Source organism: Roseimaritima sediminicola (genome assembly GCF_009618275.1).
Lineage (GTDB): Bacteria > Planctomycetota > Planctomycetia > Pirellulales > Pirellulaceae > Roseimaritima > Roseimaritima sediminicola.
Genome location: NZ_WIAD01000039.1, coordinates 35,904 through 54,446, shown reverse-complemented (window position 1 = coordinate 54,446; position 18,543 = coordinate 35,904). Strand labels below are relative to the sequence as shown.

Genomic DNA, 18,543 nt, shown 5'->3' with positions numbered 1-18,543 from the left:
GATCCGAAACCTGCCCACTCGTCTTGGCTGCTTGGGCGGTGCCGCCTGCGGCGCGCGCGCGGGCGGGCTCCGCTTTGGCAGGAGGTTGCGAGCTTTGCGAAACTTTCGCCGACGCCCGGGGTTCAAGCCATCATGCCGGGAACTCGTTCGAGCCGCTCTCGGGCGAATCTAGCCGATTGCGGATTTTTTTCCTGGTCGCGGCGACTAGTATAAAAAACGGTCCTTTTCCCGCGATTGCTCCGGTTCCGACTTCTCCTATCTCCCGATTGTCCGTCCATGCTAAATCGTTCTCTGATCGCTGTTTATGGACTTTCCTTGGCGATTGCCATTTTGGCAGCCCCCGCCGGTCGGTGCCTCGCGCAGGACGCTGTGGATTCGGCGGCCAGTGCCAACGAGCCGGCCCCATCGAACTCATCTGCCGGTGCCAGTACCGAGCCCGACTCCGCTAATTCGGCCTCCGGTCCACAGACGGTGCGATTTAATTTTTCCAATACGGCCTGGAAAGACGTCCTCCTGTGGCTCAGCGAAGAAGCCAATCTGTCGCTCAAAGCCGAACGGTTTCCCAGCGGCACGCTGTCCTTTGTCGATCCGACGCGGGAATACACCGTCAGCGAAGCCCTGGACCAGCTGAACCGCCAACTGCTCGACCGCGGCTTTGCCATGGTCCGTCGCGGGCGGATGTTGATGGTGATCGATTTGGAGAGCCCGCTGGCATCGAAGTACATCGAGAACATCGCCGAAGTGGTCCCGCCCGAGGCGCTCGACGGACGGGGCGAGTCGGACATCGTCAAAACCATCTTTCCGCTCGGCGCGATGACCCCCGAAGCGGCCGATGAAGAGCTGCGGCAGATGCTCGGCCCCAGCATGCCGATGACCGTCCTGGCTTCGGCGCGCCAAGTCGTCGTCACCGACACGGTGGCACGCCTGAAAGCCATCCGCGCGGTGCTCGAGGAAGCCACCAACGCGGGCTTGGAAGTCACCGAGATCACGCTCGAGCACCGCGCGGCCGACGAAGTGCTGATGTTGGCCCGGCCCCTGCTGGGCCTGGAAGAAGGCGTCAACGCCAATGACAGCATAAAGATCTCCGTCGATCCCTTCGGCGACCGCATGTTCGTAGCGGGCGAACCGGCCACCGTCACGCTGTTTCAGCGGATTGTCGAAAAGGCGGATCAACCGCTGACGACCGAGGGCGACGAAACCCAGGACGTCCAGCTGCCGGATCTGCGCACCTATCCGATCACCCTGGCCGACCCGTCGACCGTGTTCGACGTGATCTCGACCCTCCTGGCAGGCCTGCCCGATACGCGTCTGTCCCTCGACCCGGCCTCCAACTCGCTGATCGTCTTCGCCCGTCCCGACACGCACAAGATCGTCCAGTCGGCCCTGGACAAACTGGAAGGGCAGGGCATCCAGGTCGACACGATCCAGCTGCGGCGGCTGGAGCCCTCGGCGGCGCTGCTGACGATCAACAAGTTCTTCGGCAAGACCGAGGAGAACACGGCCGGCCCGATCGTCGATGGCGACCCGGTCACGGGGCGGTTGTGGGTTCGCGGCACCGCCGAGCAGATCCGCCAAACCAAGGAGTTGATCGAACGACTCGAAGGCAGCGATGCCCTGGGCTCGCTGACCGACCGCATTCGCGTGCTGCCCTATACCGGCCAAAATGCGATGGAGCTGTTGGAACAAGCCGGCATGATGTGGGAAAATTCCGGTCGCCAGAACCGCATCCGCATGGTCACCCCCTCGCGGAACAGAACCCAACAGGGCTTTCCCGAGCGCCGCATCCAACGCGAGCCCCAATCCGGCGAGCCCCAATCCGGCGGGGGCCAATCCGGCGAGCCCCAATCTGGCGAGGACGGTGAGGAAGCCGGCGAGAACGACGTCCAGGACGCTTCGCAGCCAGCCATCCAGGCCTCGTCTTCGGACGCTGCCGCCGCGCGCTACCACTTGGTCACCCAACAGCCCGCCGTCACCCGCCAGGCGCCGGCCTCGCCCGCTGGCCAATCGAACGAAAACTCGCCGAACGAAAACTCGCCGAACGAAAACTCGCCGAACGAGAACAACGCAAACGAGGGCCCGTCGAACTCCTCGGCCGACGGCGGCGAACCTCAGGATGATCGACGCAGCGGGGCCGACATCGTGATCACGCCCACACCGCAGGGATTGATCGTGGCCAGCGACGATCCGCTGGCCTTGGACGAGTTTGAAGAGCTGCTGCGGACGCTGTCGGACCAGTCCAGTTTCGCCAGCCAGCCGCCGACCGTGTTCTGGCTGAAATACGTCAAGGCGGGCGTAGCCAGCACGATGGTCACGCAGATCCTGGGCGGCGACAGTTCCGGTGGCATGGGTGGCGGCGGAGGCGGATTGTTGGATGAACTGGGCGGCGGCCTGGGGATGCTAGGCGGGCTGATGGGCCTGGGCGGTGGCGGCATGGGCGACAGCGGCACGGGCCCGATCCTGACGGCCACCGGTTCGGTCAGCATCGTGCCCGACGACCGTCTGAACGCTTTGATCGTCCAGGCCAATCCGGTCGACATGCAAACCATCGAAACCATCCTCGAGGTCATCGACCGCGAAGAGAGCCCCGAGGACGTGCAGACGATCGCCAAACCGCGGCTGATCCCGGTGATCTATAATACAGCCAGTGACGTGGCCGAAATCGTCAAAGGCGTGTTCGCCGAACGCATGGCGGATGCCGGCGGCGGAGGCGGCGGCCGAGGCGGCAACCAGCCCAATCCCGAAGACATCATCCGCGCCCTGCGGGGCGGTGGTGGCGGCCGGGGCGGTGGCGGTGGTGGCGATGCCGGCGAGAAGAGCGAACCCACCAAGGTCAGCATCGCCGTCGACGCTCGCAGCAATACCTTGATTGTCACGGCCACGCCCCAAGATTTCGAAGAGATCCGCGAATTGGTCGAACAGATCGATCAAGCCGGAGCGGAATCCGAAGAGGTGACCGACGTGATCGCGATCAACGGTGCGGTCAACCCCGAGGTCATCAAACAAGCTCTTGAATCGGTCATGGGCAAGGTTGTCACCAGCACCCAGTCCGGTTCTTCAAGCAGCGCTTCGAGCAGTACCGCCAACAACCGCAGCGACAATAACAATAACAACAACTCCGCCGATGAGATCCGTCGCCGGATCGAAGCCTTCCGAGCGATGCGAAGTGCGATGGGCGGCGGTGACCGGGGCGGCGGAGGCGACCGCGGTGGTCGCGGCGGCGGCGATCGCGGGGGTCGTGGCGGTGGCGGCCGCGGTGGCCGATAATGCCCGTTCCCTAATGCCCGTCCCCCTTCCTCCCTCCCTCCCCACTGTGCATCTTCCCTCCAGCCCAATAGCGACCCAGCCATCATGATCATGGAAGCCGGCGAGATCCTTCGCAGACGCGGTCTGTTGACCGAGGATCAACTGCACCAGAGCCTCAGCAACGGCTCGGGCGGTGTGATCCAGTCGGCCATCGAACTGGGATACGTCGATGAACGCGAAGCCCTCTCGGTGTTGGCCGATGAAGTCGGCTTGGATTTTGTCGACCTCCGCGAAACCGAAGTCGATCTGTCCGCCCTGAAAGGCTTTCCACAGAAATTAATTTACCGCCACGCCCTGTTCCCGCTGCGCAGCGAGAACGGCTGCCTGGTCGTCGCCACCGCCGATCCGCTGGACCTGTACCCGTTGGACGAAGCCAGTGCGGCCACCGGCAACAGCATCACGCCGGTGGTGGCCGAACGCGGCGAGATCGCCAGGTTGGTCAAACGCCACATGGGCGTGGGCAGCGAGACCGTGGAAGGCCTGATGGCCGCCACGACCGAAGAAGACGACGTGGAACTGCTGGATCAGATCGAATCCGACGGCAGCGAACTGTCGGAAATGGCCCAGGAAGCTTCGGTCGTGCGGCTGGTCAATGAGATCATGCTCGAGGCGATCGAGTCGCGGGCCAGCGACGTGCACATCGAATCGCAGTCCGACGGCCTGGTCATCCGCTACCGCATCGACGGCATCCTGCATCCCCAACCCGTCCCGCCGGAGATCAATCGGTTCCAAGCCGCGATCATCAGCCGCCTGAAGATCATGGCGCGACTGAACATCGCTGAAAAACGCCTGCCCCAGGACGGCCGTATCAAGCTCCGCGTCCACGGCCGCGAAGTCGATATCCGCTTGAGCGTGATCCCGATGATCCACGGCGAAGGCTTGGTGATGCGTATCCTGGACAAGGGGTCGATGGTCTTCGACCTGCAGGGCCTGGGGATGGACCCGGCCACGTACGAACGGTTCAGCAAACTGATTCGGCTGCCCCACGGCATCGTCCTGGTCACCGGCCCCACCGGTTCTGGTAAAACGACCACGCTGTACAGTTCGCTGATGGAGATCAAAGGCCCGGACAACAAGATCATCACCACCGAAGACCCGGTCGAGTACCAGCTCGATGGGATCAACCAGATTCAGGTCCATCCCAAAATCGGGCTGACCTTTGCCGCGTCGCTGCGGAGCATCCTGCGTCACGACCCGGACATCGTTCTGGTGGGTGAAATCCGCGACTTGGAAACGGCCGAGAACGCGATCCAAGCTTCGCTGACCGGTCACTTGGTGTTCAGCACGCTGCACACCAACGACGCCTCTGGCGCCTACACGCGAATGACCGACATGGGCGTCGAACCGTTCTTGGTGGCCAGTACGGTCGAAGCGGTGATGGCCCAGCGGCTGCTCCGCAAGCTCTGCCCGCACTGCAAGGAAGCCTACGAGCCGGACCGTGACGAGTTGCCGGAGGATTTTCCCTGGGACGACCTGGACGGGAGGCCGCTGTACCGTAACGTCGGCTGCCGGGTGTGCCGCAAAGTGGGTTACGCGGGACGAATGGGGATCTACGAATTGTTGGTCACCGACGAACAGGTGCGCCAGTTGGCTCACGACCGAGTCAGCAGCTGGGACATCCGCAAGGCGGCTCTGGAAGGCGGCATGCGGACGCTGCGGATGGATGCTTGGAGCAAAGCCATCAAGGGTGATACCAGCGTCGACGAAGTGCTCCGCATCACCAAGGGCGACCAGCTGTAAACCATGCCAGACTTTGCTTACATCGCTCGCGACACGAGCGGCAAGAAGGTGTCCGGGACGATCGATGCGGGCAACCCCCGCGACGCGGCGGCCCAGTTGGCCAGCCGTTCGCTGTTTCCCATCGACGTCAAACCCGCCGACCGCTCGGCCGCTTCGCCCGACCGCCTGCGTTCGCGCCGCGTCAAGCCGCAGACGATGGCCGTGTTTTACGGACAAATGGCTTCGCTGCTGCGCAGCGGCGTCTCGATGATGCGAGCCCTGACCGTGCTGGGCGAGCAGGCCACCGACAAGAACCTCCAGGTCGTGCTGGCCGACATCCGCAGCCGGGTCGAAGAAGGCGAACCGATGGGCAACGCCATGGCGCGTTATCCGCGGGTGTTCAGTGAGATGGGCGTCAACATGGTCCGCGCCGGGACCGAGGGCGGGTTTCTGGAAGACGCCCTGGACCGGGTCAGCACGTTCACCGAACTGCAGGAAGACCTCAAAGGCAAGACCGTCAGCGCGCTGGCCTACCCGGTGTTCCTGTTCGGTGTGGGGTCGATCGTGATCACGGTATTGATCGTGTTCTTTGTCCCCAAATTCGATCCGCTGTTCGCCCGGCTTCGCGACAAGGGCGAGATGCCGCCGCTGACCGACGGCCTGCTCTCGTTCAGCATGCTGCTGCAGCAGTACGGCGTTTACCTATTGCTGGCTTTGATCGCCGCCGGCGTATTCGTACGGTTCAAACTGCAATCGGAAGAGGGCAAGTTCGCGGCTGACAAAATCAAACTCAGAATCCCCGTGCTGGGCGGGATTTTGATGAACTTGGCCGTCGCCCGTTTCTGCCGCGTGCTGGGCACGTTGCTGGGCAACGGCGTGCCGATCCTGCGTTCGCTGGAGATCAGTCGAGCGGCGACCGGCAACCGACTGCTCAGCCATTCGATCGGCGAAGCCAGCGAGAACATTCGCTCGGGCGAAAGCCTGGCGGCGCCGCTTCGCAGCAGTGGCTACTTCCCGCAAACGGTGGTCGAAATGATCAGCGTCGCCGAGGAGAGCAACTCGCTGGAGACGGTCCTGCCGACGATCGCCGACAGTTTAGAAAAACGCACCTTCCGGCGACTGGATCTGTTCGTTCGACTGCTCGAACCGATCATGTTGTTGATCATGGCCACGTTGGTGTTGATCGTCGTCATGGCCCTGTTGATCCCCGTCATCAAGAGCTCGTCAGCGATCTAAACAGTGGCATAGGCTTCCAGCCTGTGAAGTTGCGTCCCTGGCAAAGGCTGTGCCGCCCTGCGGGCTAGGAGCCAGAAGTAGGCTGTCCCCACGCAAGCTAGGTCGGTCGCGCGGCGGCACCCAAACAGACCATGCCGCAACAATCACCCCGACCGCAGAACCAGCCCGGAGGGCGACACAGCCCCTGCCGGCGGTGTCAACCGCCGGGTTGCGAACCCTCGAACAAACCAAAGCCCCGGAGGGGCGATACAGACCGACGCAAGCTGTGACGCCCGAGGCTAGCGCCTACGGCTCAGGCGTTTTTCACGAACCCAACAACCCCTCAATCCTGTTCATCACCGCGGCCGAGTCCTCGTACCAATCCTTGGCCAGGACATGCGTTAACCGCCACCCAAACGCCTCCAGCAACTGTGGCCGCAACAGATCGCGTTCGACGATGTCTCGCTGCTGGTAATAGCGGTGTCCGTCGATCAGGATCCCCAGGCGATAGGCGGTGTCGCCCTCAGAGCGGACGGCCAGGTCACAGCGGAAGTGCGACTGGCCCACGTCCCGGTCGACGACGAAGCCGCGCTCGGTAATGGCTTCGGTCAACTGATCCGCCAGCACTTCGGGCATCTTCAGCGTCCGCTGCGGCGGCGTGGCGCCCAACGACACGTTCTCCAGAACACGGCGGGCGGCCGCCACGTCGCCCACCGACACCGCGGCCGCGTAGCGCAGGTAGTTCTTCAAACAATTGGCGCCGTCGTTGTAGTCGTTGGTGATGCGGTCGCCGTGGATACTGCTGACCACGACCATGTGCTGTTTGGCTCGCGAAAACGCCACGTTCAATCGCTTCTCGCCACCGCTTTGATTGATCGGCCCAAAATTCATCCGCATCTTGCCCTGTGGATCGGGGCCGTAGCACACGCTCAACAGGATTACGTCGCGTTCATCCCCTTGGATGTTTTCCAGGTTCTTGACCAACAGCCCCACGAACTGGTTGTCGACTTCGCGTTCCAGTTCCGCCTCCAGGCGAGCCGCGAAGGTTTCGTCGCTCTGGGCCAAGCGTTGCAGGGCGTTTTCGATCTCGCTCTGCTGCGCTTCGGAAAACGCGATCACGCCCAGGCTGACGCCGGTGTCACGGCTGAGGATCTCCCGCACCAATTCAGCGATGTACTCGGCCTCGGCCCGGTTTCGCCGTTTCTCATAAACCCCGCGCCGCATCCAGTGGAAACTGATACTGCGATCGAACACCGCGCCGGCGTGCCGGCGAGCTTCCTCCGCAGCGTCCGCCTCCAGGGCCGGTCGACCGGCGCGGGGCAGGCGTTCTTCCGGCACGGTCAACAGGCGGCCATCGTAGAAGACCCAGTTGGAGAAACTGATCAGCGATTCGCTGCGGCTGCGGTAGTGCCAGCCCAGCATGTTCGACGGCAAATTCGTGGCCGCGTGATTTAAGAAACTGTTGCTGTTCAGGTCGTACTGGATGATCTGGCCGTCTTCCTCGATCAACGCCTCGTCGGCTTCGTCGTCGTCGCGTTTGGTGGCGAAGAACGAAGTCGGCGGCAGCTGCATCTGGTCGCCGACAACGATCGCCTGTCGAGCTCGAAACAGGGCCGGTACCGCTTCCTCCAGCGTGATCTGGCTGGCCTCGTCAAAGATCACCACGTCCAGCAGGTCCTCTTCGCCGGACCCGGCACCGGCCGGCGAATCGCCCGGCCCATCGTCGGCTTGGCCGGGCAGGGGCAGCGTATCGGATACACTCAGCGGACTCATCAACCACACGGGTTTCAAATCGCGGACCACTTGGCCGCTGTCGCCGGTGATCAATTCCCGGATCGGCTTGTAGCGCATCGATTTGCCAAACTCATGTTCCAGAGTGCGGCGGCCGCGGGCGTACTGTTTTTTAAAAACCTTTTGCTCGGGTTGCAGTTTCTGGGCCGGCGTCGTCGCGATCCGCACATGTTCCAGAAAGCGTTGCTTGACACATTCGACAACGTGGCGAGCGTTGCTGGTCAGCCATCCCTCGTATCGTTTGCCCAGCTGGCGGACGTGTCGCTGGCGCGTGGCCGCGGCAAAACGCTGGAGGCCGCGATCCTCCTGCAGCCGTTGCCGCAAGCTTTGGTCGGCGATCGCCGATTCGAGTTCCGCCGGTGCGAGCGGCCACTGCGTCAGCAATTCGCAGAGCCGTCGCGGCACGCCTTGCAGCAAATGCACACAGCGGAGGGCGGCGGAAAGCGTTTCCTTTTCCTCCAGTGCGGTTGCCAGTGTCCGCTGCAACGTTTCCAAAGCACGATCCATCGGGCAATCGCACACGGCCTGCAACGAGTCGCGGACCACATCGGCCGCCGGTGCCAGTTCGGCCAGACGCTGCAAGTGCTCCGCGGCCTGTTCTTGGTGACGCAACCGATCGTGCAACTGCCGCAGTGGTTCGGAAAGTGCTTCGACCCGCCGCGTCGCCTCGGTCACTCGATCGACGAAGGCGTCCAGGTCGTCTTCGAAATGGAAGCGACGCTTGTTGTCGTGAGCAAACTGGTGCAGCGTTTCGACCTGTTGGTGCTCGGTCTGCAGATCACTCAGGATGCGGGTCCAGCTGCGGCGGACCGCGTCGCCGGAAAAGTTGTAGGCATGCCGCAGCAGACGACGCAGCCGCCACCAGGCGGGGCTCAGCCAGGGAGCGGCCCGCAACTGAAACGCCTCGGCTTGCTCGAGCGCGACCGCCGTGTCGGCCGGTCCCAGTTTCTGGATCCAGCCTCGGTTCATTTCGCGGGCCCGAGCCACGATCTGTTGCTGCTCTTCCCACAGTCGCTGCGTTTGCCGAAACCGTTTTGACGCATCGCTATCGGCGTCCAGCAAGATTAATTGGTCGCGTCGGGCCAAGGGCAGAACGGCCGCCGCGTACTGGGCCGCGGCCTGCACGTCGTCCAGGTTCGACCAGGCTCGGCTGGACACGCCGCAGGCTTGCGACACATCGTCCAGCGTTTCCCGCAGCCGCACGACCTGCGACAGGGCCGCTTCGACATGGGTCACAAAGGTTTCCAGCGGCCGCGGCGAGTCGGCCAATCGTGGCGTCACCCAACACAGCGGATGGTTGGCGAAGACGGCATCGTCCCCATCGGAGAGGGCCTCGGCGACCTCCTGCGAAAATGCTTCGATCGCCTCGCGATGCTGCCACCAGAGGTCGTACTCCGGCAAGCGTTCGCGCTGGAGCGCGTCCAGGTCCGGCAGGCGATCCCGCAGGACCAAGCACCGGTCCAGCAGGCCGCGAGTGTGGAGGCCGTCATCGGTCGATTCGGCACGCATCGCTTGATCGAAGTGCCGCAGGGGCTGCAGATCCTTGTCCATCAACCGCAACAGACGCTGGTGCTGCGAGTGGTGGGTTTCGCCCGAATCGACGTCCTGCAGGAACCCTTCGTAGGTGCGTTTCAGGTCCATGACCAAAGCCTTCTTGTCGGCTTGGGAATCATGCACCAGGCAGCACAGCGTGTCCAAGCCGCACTGCCGCAGCCGGGCGTAGACGACATCCAAAGCCGCTCGTTTTTCACAGACGAACAGCACGCGTTTGCCGCGAGCCACATAGTCCGCGATCAGGTTGGTGATCGTTTGCGACTTGCCGGTTCCCGGCGGCCCTTGAATGATGTAACTGTTCTCGGCGCGGGCTTCGGCGATGGCCAGGGCCTGGGTCGGGTCGCAGGCCACCACGTCATGACGCTCGGTCAGGGGCGGAGCCTCCGCGGGGCGGGATTCCTGGTCGCGAGGCGTCAGCGAGAAGGTGGCTTCGAAGGCGGGGTTTTCGCGAGGCTGTGCGAGCAGCGTTTGGTAGTCGCGGACCAGCGACATCTTGCGATACTTGAAATTCGCCAGCGTCACGTTGCACAGATCGAAATCCCAGCTGTAGGGACTCTCGTCGTCCGAACCGCCAAGCTGGAAAAAGGTCTTTTCGCGTTGCGTGCTGGGCGTCTCTGGCGGCGGAACGGCGAACTGTCGGGGACGTGGGTTCCGCTGCAAAATCGCCTGCAGCGTCAGCTCCTCGGTCCGCACTTTGTTCTCGAACAGTTTGATGCCCAGCGGATGGTAGTTGGCCGGATCGTAGCTGTACTGTTGATCGAGATAGTTTCGCACGCCACGCCCGGAAACCCGAGCTCGGCGGCGGTACTGGTCGAGTTTCCGCTTGGCCTTGTCGTGTAGCAACGAGATCCGCGGGCGGTCCACCTTGCTGAGCGTCACCGCCGGTTCGCTGGCGTGGATCTGTTCGCACAGGGAATCGTAAAACGCATCGACCGTCGTTTTTCCCAGATCCAGGCTCTCGGGCAAACGGATGTCGAACAATTGCTCGAACTGGTAACGGATTACCGGATTGACTTCGGCGCGTTGATCCAAAGTCTGCAGGTAGTACGTGTCGCGAACGCCTTTCTTCTTGTGCAACCGGACCGGCAACAACAGCAGCGGCGAATCGAAGCGTTGGATGGGTTTCTCTTTCAGGTTCGACCACCGCAGAAAAGCGATCACCAATCGCAACTGGGCAAAACCGTACTCGGCCTGATCCTTGCGTGTTTCGGAAAGGATCCCATCGAGGGCGGCCGGCAGGTACAGCGCCTCGGAAAAGTTTAGGTACTTGTTCAACGAGACCGCTTTGCCGGCGACCAACGTTTTCTTGAAGGCATCGTTCCAGATCAGAATCTGATTGGGACGAATATTTTGAATGTCAAACGACAGCGGCACCGAAGCCTGGGTCAGGTTCGTGCTGTTCAGGGTGGGGCGGAAGTGCAGCAGGCGATTGCGTCGCGACAGCTGGAACAGCCGCTGGCGCAGCTTGCTCAGCACCGCCACGTGTTTGCTGTCGGCCTGGGAGGCGTCCGCCTGGTCCAACATCGCCAGATCAAAATCCAGCGACACCGATTGATCGCGATAGTTCTCCAGGTACGGCACCAGTTGTTCCAGTTGCCCAAGCCGGCGATGTCGATCCAGCTGGGTCATCTGGAAGATCACCTGAGCGACGACGGGATGCAGGTCGCCGCGCAGCCGAAACAGATTGCGGCGGTTGGCGACGAAGCGTTTCAGCTGCTGGATATCGCGAAAGTCCAACCCGCACGCCAAACTGGCCAGAATCATTCCCAGGCAGAAGACATCGGTCCGCGGGTCATGATGTCCGATCCGATGCTCCCAGCACTGGTATCCGGGCAGGTACAGCGGACGAACAAGCTGGCCGTCGGGGTCGCCAATCAGCGCTTCGCTGAACTGGCTGGTGCCTTCGTCGACATCGACGACGCGTCGGTGCTCGGACAGGATCTCGACGCCCGAGCGGTTCTCCGCTTCGATCGCCCGCAACCGCCCCGCGGCGTCTCGGGCAGAACGCCGCTGGTCCTCCGGGAACCACACCCGGACGCCGTCGACGCGCAAGGCGCCCAGGCCATCGAGCGGCGCGACCATTCCGGCCGCGTGGGTCTCGATCACTTCCTCCAACAACGGCAGAAAACTGCTAAGGCTGTCTTCGGTGGAAAAGCCTTCGCCGGCCAGGCGTTCGGTTAGGAATGACTCCAGCGAGGTCATGAGCTCTGCAGCGCCGCGGCGGCTTCCTCCAAAAGACGTTCTTTCTTCCCGTCGATCGCATCCAGCTGGCTCTTGCGAAGCCGTAGTTCCTTGCGAGCGATGTCGATCATGCGGCTCTTGATCCCCAGCGTCTCGCAATGCGTCAGGGCCCAGGCCAATGGATACTCTTCCAGATCGCGATCGACCGAAGCGAAATCCAACCACAGGTAACAGACGTAATCGGCAATCGAATCCTCGCCGGCGACCATCGCGGCCAAGTCCGCATCCTGGTGTGCGTTCTCGGCGGGGGCAAAGTCGCTGAAGAAGCGTCGGGCGTGCGCCAGCGTGGTGGGGTTTTGCATCCACGCCGGGGACAGGATGTGATCGACCAGTCGCCGCGTCAGCGTCTGCATCCGCTGCTGGCCCAGCAGGTCCAGCCGATCCAGCGTCGGCGGCCCTTCGATCATTTCCGCGATGCGTTCGTCGGCCCGTTCGTTTTGCTCTTCCCACAACTGCAGGGCGGCCGCGCGGATGTAGGCTTCGGGATGCGTGTACTGGTCGGCGCGTACCGATGTCTTTTCGAGGATCTCGCGAGCTTGCCGCAGGTAGCTCTCCGGATCCACGTCGCTGACGCCGGTCAGGACCTTGACCAACATCGAAACCACAACCGACGTCTGTCCGACCACGGCCAACGCGCCACGGTCGCAGAACACCTCGTTGTACAACTGAAACAGCCGCATCGCTTCCTGGGGCGCGGCGGCGTCGGAAGCGTCACAGCTGAGCGCGGCCAGCACCTGGTCGACGATCCAGTAGCGGCCTTCCCAGCCGCGCCACAGCAACAGGTGACTCAGCTCGTGGGCGAGCAACGCGTTCTGTTCGGCCACGCCCAGGGTCTTGGTCACCGGTCCATGCAGGACGATGTGGGCTTGGTCGTTCAAACACGCCAGCGACGCATTCAAGCCTTGAGGATTCTGCGCCTGGTAGATCGTGATCGGCACGTCCAGGCCCAGCGTCTCGGCCGCGCTTTTGGCTTGAGCATACAGCTCGGGCTGCGTCTCCGGCTCGATCCGATACGTGCTCTTGAGCAATTCAAACCGCACCGCTTCGGCTTGATCGCCGGCCGGCTGCTGCTTGGCGTACCAGTCCCAAATCTCGCGATGCTCGCGCCACAGGTATTCGCTGATCTGAACGTGGTAGGGCAGGGGAGTCATCAAGAAAGGCTATGTCCCTGTCGTGGTCACTAAGATTCTTGCGTAACCGCTGTGTCCTCTTGGCGCGAATCCTGACGGATCACATGCTCTCGATTCACTTCCAGCGTGCCCAGTTCCTGCCGCGCTCCGTCGCTCCAGATGACGACGACTTCGGGCGGGGTTTCGTTCGCATCCAGCCCAAAGGTCAACGGCAACTCCACCTGCGACAGATAACTCCGCGTCGGCATGACCTGTTTGCGTTGTATGGTATCACCGCTGGTCACCTCCACCCAGCACCCGATGGCATCGCGATTGGTACGTTGGCCGTCGCCGACCAAGCGGATGCGCAACCAGTGGTGGTCCAGTTGTTGATCGTTGCGGAGCAGTCGTGGCTGCTGGCCCGACGCGGTCAATAACAGATCCAGATCGCCATCGCCGTCGATATCGGCATAGGTGGCCCCGCGACCGACCATGGGCTGCAACAGGTCCTCGCCCACCAGGGCTTCGCCGACGGGCAGGAATTCCGTGCCCTGCTCGGGACCGGCATTCCAGAACAACTGTGGCGGTTGTTCATAGTGCTGGCTGGGCTGGACGCGGTGGATGTCTTCCTCCAAGTGACCGTTGGCGCACACCAGGTCCAAGCGTCCGTCCAGGTCGTAATCCAGGTACGCCACGCCGAAGGTCAACAACAACCGCGTGCTGGGGCCGAGCCCCGTGGCGACCGCTTCATCATAAAAATTCATCTCGCCGTCGCGAGTCACATACAGGGCGGTCATTTCGTTGGAAAAGTTTCCGATGGCGACCGCCAAGTTTTTGCGATCGCGAATGGCTCCCACGTCGATGCCCATCGCCCCGCGCGCGTTACCGGTGGCGTCGAAAGCAATCCCCGCCAACGTCCCCACTTCGGTGAACGAGCCCTGACCATCGTTCTGCAGCAACAGGTTCTGCACCGTATCATTGGCGACGACCACATCCAATGCTCCGTTGTTATCGAAGTCGCAGAAGACCACCCCCAGCGATTTGGCCAGCGGTACGTCGGTCGCGGGATTCCGGATCTGGATACCCGCCTCGGCCGAAACGTCGGTAAACCGGCCCCCGCCGTCGTTGCGGTACAGATAGGGAAACGTGCCTTCAAAGTTCTGCGGCCGTCCGTAGGCTCGCCCGCCACCGACCAACTGGAACCCCTGCGACTGGTCGTACTCGCGGCTCCACTGCACATAGTTGCACACGAACAGGTCCAGGTCGCCGTCGTTGTCGTAATCGAACCACCCCGCGCTGGTGCTCCAGCGATTCTCGTCGCCACCAACACCGGCCGTGTCCGTAACGTCTTCAAAACGACCATCACCCAGATTGCGAAACAAACGATTGGTACCCACGGCGGTTAGAAAAACATCCACGTGACCATCGTTGTCAAAGTCGCCCACCGCCGCACCCATGCCATACAAGGGCGTATCCAATCCGGAGCCCGCCGTCACGTCGACGAACGTACCGTTATCGTTGCGGTACAGGGCGGCGGTTTGAGAGCGATCGCTGGGCGTGTCCCAGGGCCAATCGGTACTGTTGACCAACAGGATGTCCGGGTCGCCATCGGAATCGAAATCGAAGAAAGCGCATCCGCCGCCCATTGTCTCGGGCAGCAACTTGTCACCGCGAGCCCCGTTATTGTGCCGCCAATCGATTCCGGCGGCGGCCGTGATGTCCTCAAACGGCACTCGCGGCGGCTGGACGGGCGAGACCGCGCGCACGGCCACCGGGGCGAGCGCCGTTTCCTTGATCGGCGGTGGCGGCTCGGGACGGTTCAGCACGTAGACGACCGCCAGGATCAGACCGGCGATCACGACGATGCCCGCCAGGGACGCTTTGAGCGCGCGGCCGATGACGGCATCGTCCCTCTGTTCCGCCTCGTCATCGTGGAACTCGTCCGACGCCTTCCGGCCCGCTTTTGCTTTTGCTTTTGCTTTTGTCTTAGTTGCCATTGCGGAAATTCTCCTCATCGGGCTCGGGAGTGTTCTCACTGTCTTCAGCGTCTTCAGCGTCTTCGCTGTCTTCGCTGTCTTCAGCGTTGGCCTCGCCGGCTTCCGCTGTTGTCGCCGTGGCGTTCGCCTGGGAGGGCAGGTTTCGCTGCAGAGAATACTTAACGACCGCTTCGGCCGCGTGGTTGGCGGCCGGATACTTTTCTCGAGCCAAACGGATGGCGCGACCTTTGGCGTTGTCATCGGGTTTGTAACGCAGATGCAAGGCTTGATGCTCGGCCGCCCGATCCTTGTCTCCCAGAGCCTCGAACAAGCGGTGCAAATTAAAGTGCGCCGTGACGTTCTCGGGATCGATCTGCAGCGTCCGCTCGAAGCGCTGGACCGCCTCGCGGTAATACTGCCGGCTTTCTTCGCTGCGGCCCTGGCGGTCACGGATGTTGCCCAGGTCGAACTGGGTGCGGCCCAGCAGGTTGATGACTTCGATGTCCAGACTGAAATCGAACCCGCGCCGCTGCATCTCCTCCGTCCGGTCTTCCAGCACGCTGCGCAAGTTCTGCTCCGCTTCCTCCAGGCGTCCTTGCTGGGAATTGATCACGCCCGAAAGCCACGCCCAGGTCCAGCGTGGATAGCCGGGTTGATCGCGATACTGGTCGGCCCGCTGCAGGGCCTCGACCGCTTCGTCCAACCGTCCCTCGGTGTTCAGCACACGAGCCAGGTTCAGCGAACCATCGTAGCGATCCAGTTTCTCCACTTCGCGGAACGCCGCTTCGGCCTGTCGCAGTTCGGCCTTTCCCTTCAGCAACAGTCCGATGCCGTAATCGTTCCAGCGCTGCCAGGTGGGGATCTCTCGTGTCGCGTTGTTGACCTCTGCCTCCACGCCCTCGACCGGGAACGTCACGCGATCGACGGCCATCGTGGTTACCGGCAACTGGTTCACGTAAGTCTGCCCCGGGACGTGGCCGCGGATAAGGTTTCCCAGCTCGGCGTTGCGACGGGCGACAAAGTCCATGTACTGCTGGTCGAATTTGCGGTACTGCAGTTTTACTTCCACGGTGACCGGCGCCGTCAACCGCTCGGGCATCTGCAATTCGTAGTGCACCGTCGACGCCGCACCAGGCGGAATCTGGTGGTTGTACAGCGGCGTAAAGATGTCCTCGGGGTTGCGGCGAGCGATGCGGTTGCCGTCGCGATCCAGCATGAACACATTGACAAAATGCGCCCATGGATCGACCTCGTTGGCCTGAGCCGGATCGATCGCACCGCTGCGTCCGATCACGCGGTCGCCACTGGTGACGGTCACATCCAACCAAACCTCGTTGGAATCGGCCGTGCCCTGCGTGAACAAATGCCCCAGCTTCAGCGTTCGAATCACCGTCTCCAGCAGATACCGCTGGCCGGGTTTCAATGTGGGTACTTCGGGACGCAGCGGAGCGATCAAGGGGCTGTCGATCTCGCCGCCTTCGCGAACGCCAAACAGATCCACGCGAACGATGTCCTGCAAATACTCCTGATGCACCGCCACCAGGTCCTCGCGATCCTTCAACCACGCAATGCCCGTATTGGCTGAAGGGAACGTGTGATCGTGGACACTCAGGGTGTCGGCGCCGGCGAACATCTGGGCTCCGAAATCGTTCGAGGGCACCAGCGGCATGTGGCACTGGCTGCAGTTGTCGACGGCTTCGGGCGGATAGTAGAAACTGCGCGCCGAATGGCCCGAGACGCCACTCAGCAGATACGAATCGTAATGGTTCTGGCCGCGAAGAAACTCCTTGTAGTGGTTCAAGGCCGCCGGCAGATGGACCTTGTGACAGGTCGAACAGAACTCAGCCGTTTTATGAAACGGTTTTAGAAACGTGCGTTTGTGGAACGACGGTTTGGCTTTGACCAATTGATTGTTGACCCACTGCAGCACGGCGTTGTCGCTGGAAGCAAAGGGATAGTGCAGCGGTTCTTCGATCGTGTAATCGGCGTTGCCTCGCACGCTGTTGACGTTGGTAATCGCGTGGCACACCGTACAGGTAATTCCCGCCGCCGCGGTTTCGTGTTTCAACATGTCGAACTCGGGATCATCGAAAGCGCCGGAGAAGAAAGGCACCGGATCGTGGCACCCGGCACACCAGCGGGATGCCTGCACCGACCCATCCCGCTCCATTGACACGGCCCGCGTCTCGCTGACGCTGGCCAGGTAGGGTTCGTTGTTGAAAGAACTGAACCGGTGCACGCTGTCGCTCCAGTCGGCATGGATGTCGGCATGACACTTCAAGCAGTACTGGTCGTTCATCATCGTCTCGGCGGGAATAAAATTTCCCGATGCCGTCCGGGCCAGCGACGGTTCGAAGTACTTGACGCCCGAGTCGGGACCGATGGCATTCCACTGTCGCGGATCCTGCATCTGCAGCGCCACCATCGCGGCGATCGCCATCGCGGTGACGGCGGCAAAGCTGCCGCCGATTCGCCACTTGATCCGCGGCCCCGCCAAGCGGTGCAGCCAGTACAGCCAGACAACCGCCAGCGGACAGGCCACGTGCAACCAGTACACGGTGCTGCGCGCCAGCGGATGCTTCAGGTCAAAGCCCCCGATCCGCACCAACAACACGCCGGTCCCCAACAGCACCAGGGCGACGGCAAACAACAGATAACCCATCCGGACCGCTCGGCGGTTGCGACGATCCTTGGTGTTCCACATATGGACAAGGCCAAACACCACCACCGGCAGAATCAACAGCAGGCCCATCACCAGGTGCGCCAGGAACATGTACTGGTAGTAGTAGTCCTGGTAGGTCTCGCTGTGCAGCCATTCCAGAAAGGTGATGCTGGCCAGGTAGCCCGAGTTGGCAAACAACAGAGCGACCAACACAAAGATCGCATACAACAAGCGGCGCAGTTTGGGTCCGACCGCGCGGACGTACTTCTTCTTTTTCTTTTTCTGGGGAACCGCTGCCGAAGCAGCCCCCGCGGATACCGAAGCCATGATTCATTTTCCAGCAGGACAGCGACCGAATTTCGGTCCGCGGGCGTCGCTTCGAAAGGCACCTGAGGCAATCGGGGCACATGCGGCACAGGGCTCGCTCGCGGCGCCCGCCGCGGTCAATCTGGTGACCGTACGAGGGCGCGCAGCCGGGCTGCTTTCCTGTCCCTGCTCGATGCCGGCTTACGAAACGACCGCCACGGCGACCGAGTACACCAACACAGAAAACCGGCTCAGATGCGCGGCGGACGGTCGATGCGCGCCCCGCACGGGCTGGCCAGCAACCGGCAGGCGTGGTGAAGAAGCCGCTGGCAGTGCGGCGGCGAGGGGACCGCGGCGAGCGATCCACAGGCCAGCTCGGGCATGCGGTGCTGGGGCGGGGCGGTTGGCGCCGATGGACTCGTCAGCGGCGACTGGCCGCACTCCGGACCGCTACAACCGCAGGGAACCGGACGCGCCGCGTTTGGCGATGCACTCGGCCGAGCCGTAGCGTCCGAAGCCGCCGCGGGCCGCTGGTTCTCGAAGGTTTCCGAGGATTGCTCGGCCGCAGGAGCCGGATGCGCCAGCCAATCTCCGCAACTAGCTCCAGCCGACTGACACAGGACTGCGTCAGCGGCAAGCAATAGCAGCAGAAGGAGAAAAGCTCGCA

Annotated in this window: 7 protein-coding genes; 3 read left to right on the top strand and 4 right to left on the bottom strand. The window is 62.5% G+C overall.

Features of this window, described 5'->3' with window-relative positions; genetic code table 11:
- Positions 1-471 precede the first annotated feature (471 nt).
- From GE027_RS16840 to GE027_RS16830, 3 genes are all read left to right on the top strand, one after another.
- A complete protein-coding gene (locus GE027_RS16840; protein ID WP_162006774.1) occupies positions 472-3,264 on the top strand; it encodes a secretin N-terminal domain-containing protein in 2,793 nt (930 codons plus the stop codon).
- Between the two features lie 84 nt (positions 3,265-3,348).
- The gene (locus tag GE027_RS16835) at positions 3,349-5,043 is read left to right on the top strand and encodes a GspE/PulE family protein (RefSeq protein ID WP_153558380.1); all 1,695 of its coding nucleotides are present in this window, start codon (positions 3,349-3,351) and stop codon (positions 5,041-5,043) included.
- A gap of 3 nt (positions 5,044-5,046) precedes the next feature.
- Positions 5,047-6,258: a type II secretion system F family protein gene (locus GE027_RS16830; protein ID WP_153558379.1), complete on the top strand. Its 1,212-nt coding sequence runs from the start codon at positions 5,047-5,049 to the stop codon at positions 6,256-6,258.
- Between the two features lie 303 nt (positions 6,259-6,561).
- Here GE027_RS16830 and GE027_RS16825 read toward each other — a convergent pair whose 3' ends face one another.
- From GE027_RS16825 to GE027_RS16810, 4 genes are read right to left on the bottom strand one after another with little or no spacing between them, the layout of a single operon-like run.
- Positions 6,562-11,784: an AAA domain-containing protein gene (locus GE027_RS16825; protein WP_153558378.1), complete on the bottom strand. Its 5,223-nt coding sequence runs from the start codon at positions 11,782-11,784 to the stop codon at positions 6,562-6,564.
- The gene (locus GE027_RS16820) at positions 11,781-12,974 is read right to left on the bottom strand and encodes a M48 family metalloprotease (RefSeq protein ID WP_153558377.1); all 1,194 of its coding nucleotides are present in this window, start codon (positions 12,972-12,974) and stop codon (positions 11,781-11,783) included. The genes GE027_RS16825 and GE027_RS16820 overlap by 4 nt, the downstream gene beginning before the upstream one ends.
- Before the next feature lie 29 nt (positions 12,975-13,003).
- Positions 13,004-14,929 carry a CRTAC1 family protein gene (locus GE027_RS16815; protein ID WP_153558376.1) on the bottom strand — a complete coding sequence of 642 codons (1,926 nt, stop codon included), beginning with the start codon at positions 14,927-14,929 and terminating at the stop codon, positions 13,004-13,006.
- Positions 14,919-17,897 (bottom strand): tetratricopeptide repeat protein, encoded by a 2,979-nt coding sequence (locus tag GE027_RS16810; protein WP_153558375.1) that lies wholly within the window; start codon positions 17,895-17,897, stop codon positions 14,919-14,921. Before GE027_RS16810 ends, GE027_RS16815 begins: the two co-directional genes overlap by 11 nt.
- Between the last annotated feature and the right edge of the window lie 646 nt (positions 17,898-18,543).

Bases quoted from the DNA above. Each gene is read 5' to 3' on its own strand.
- GE027_RS16835 (WP_153558380.1), top strand. From the start codon at position 3,349: ATGATCATGGAAGCCGGCGAGATCCTTCGCAGACGCGGTCTGTTGACC.
- GE027_RS16830 (WP_153558379.1), top strand. From the start codon at position 5,047: ATGCCAGACTTTGCTTACATCGCTCGCGACACGAGCGGCAAGAAGGTG.
- GE027_RS16825 (WP_153558378.1), bottom strand. From the start codon at position 11,784: ATGACCTCGCTGGAGTCATTCCTAACCGAACGCCTGGCCGGCGAAGGC.
- GE027_RS16820 (WP_153558377.1), bottom strand. From the start codon at position 12,974: ATGACTCCCCTGCCCTACCACGTTCAGATCAGCGAATACCTGTGGCGC.
- GE027_RS16815 (WP_153558376.1), bottom strand. From the start codon at position 14,929: ATGGCAACTAAGACAAAAGCAAAAGCAAAAGCAAAAGCGGGCCGGAAG.
- GE027_RS16810 (WP_153558375.1), bottom strand. From the start codon at position 17,897: ATGGCTTCGGTATCCGCGGGGGCTGCTTCGGCAGCGGTTCCCCAGAAA.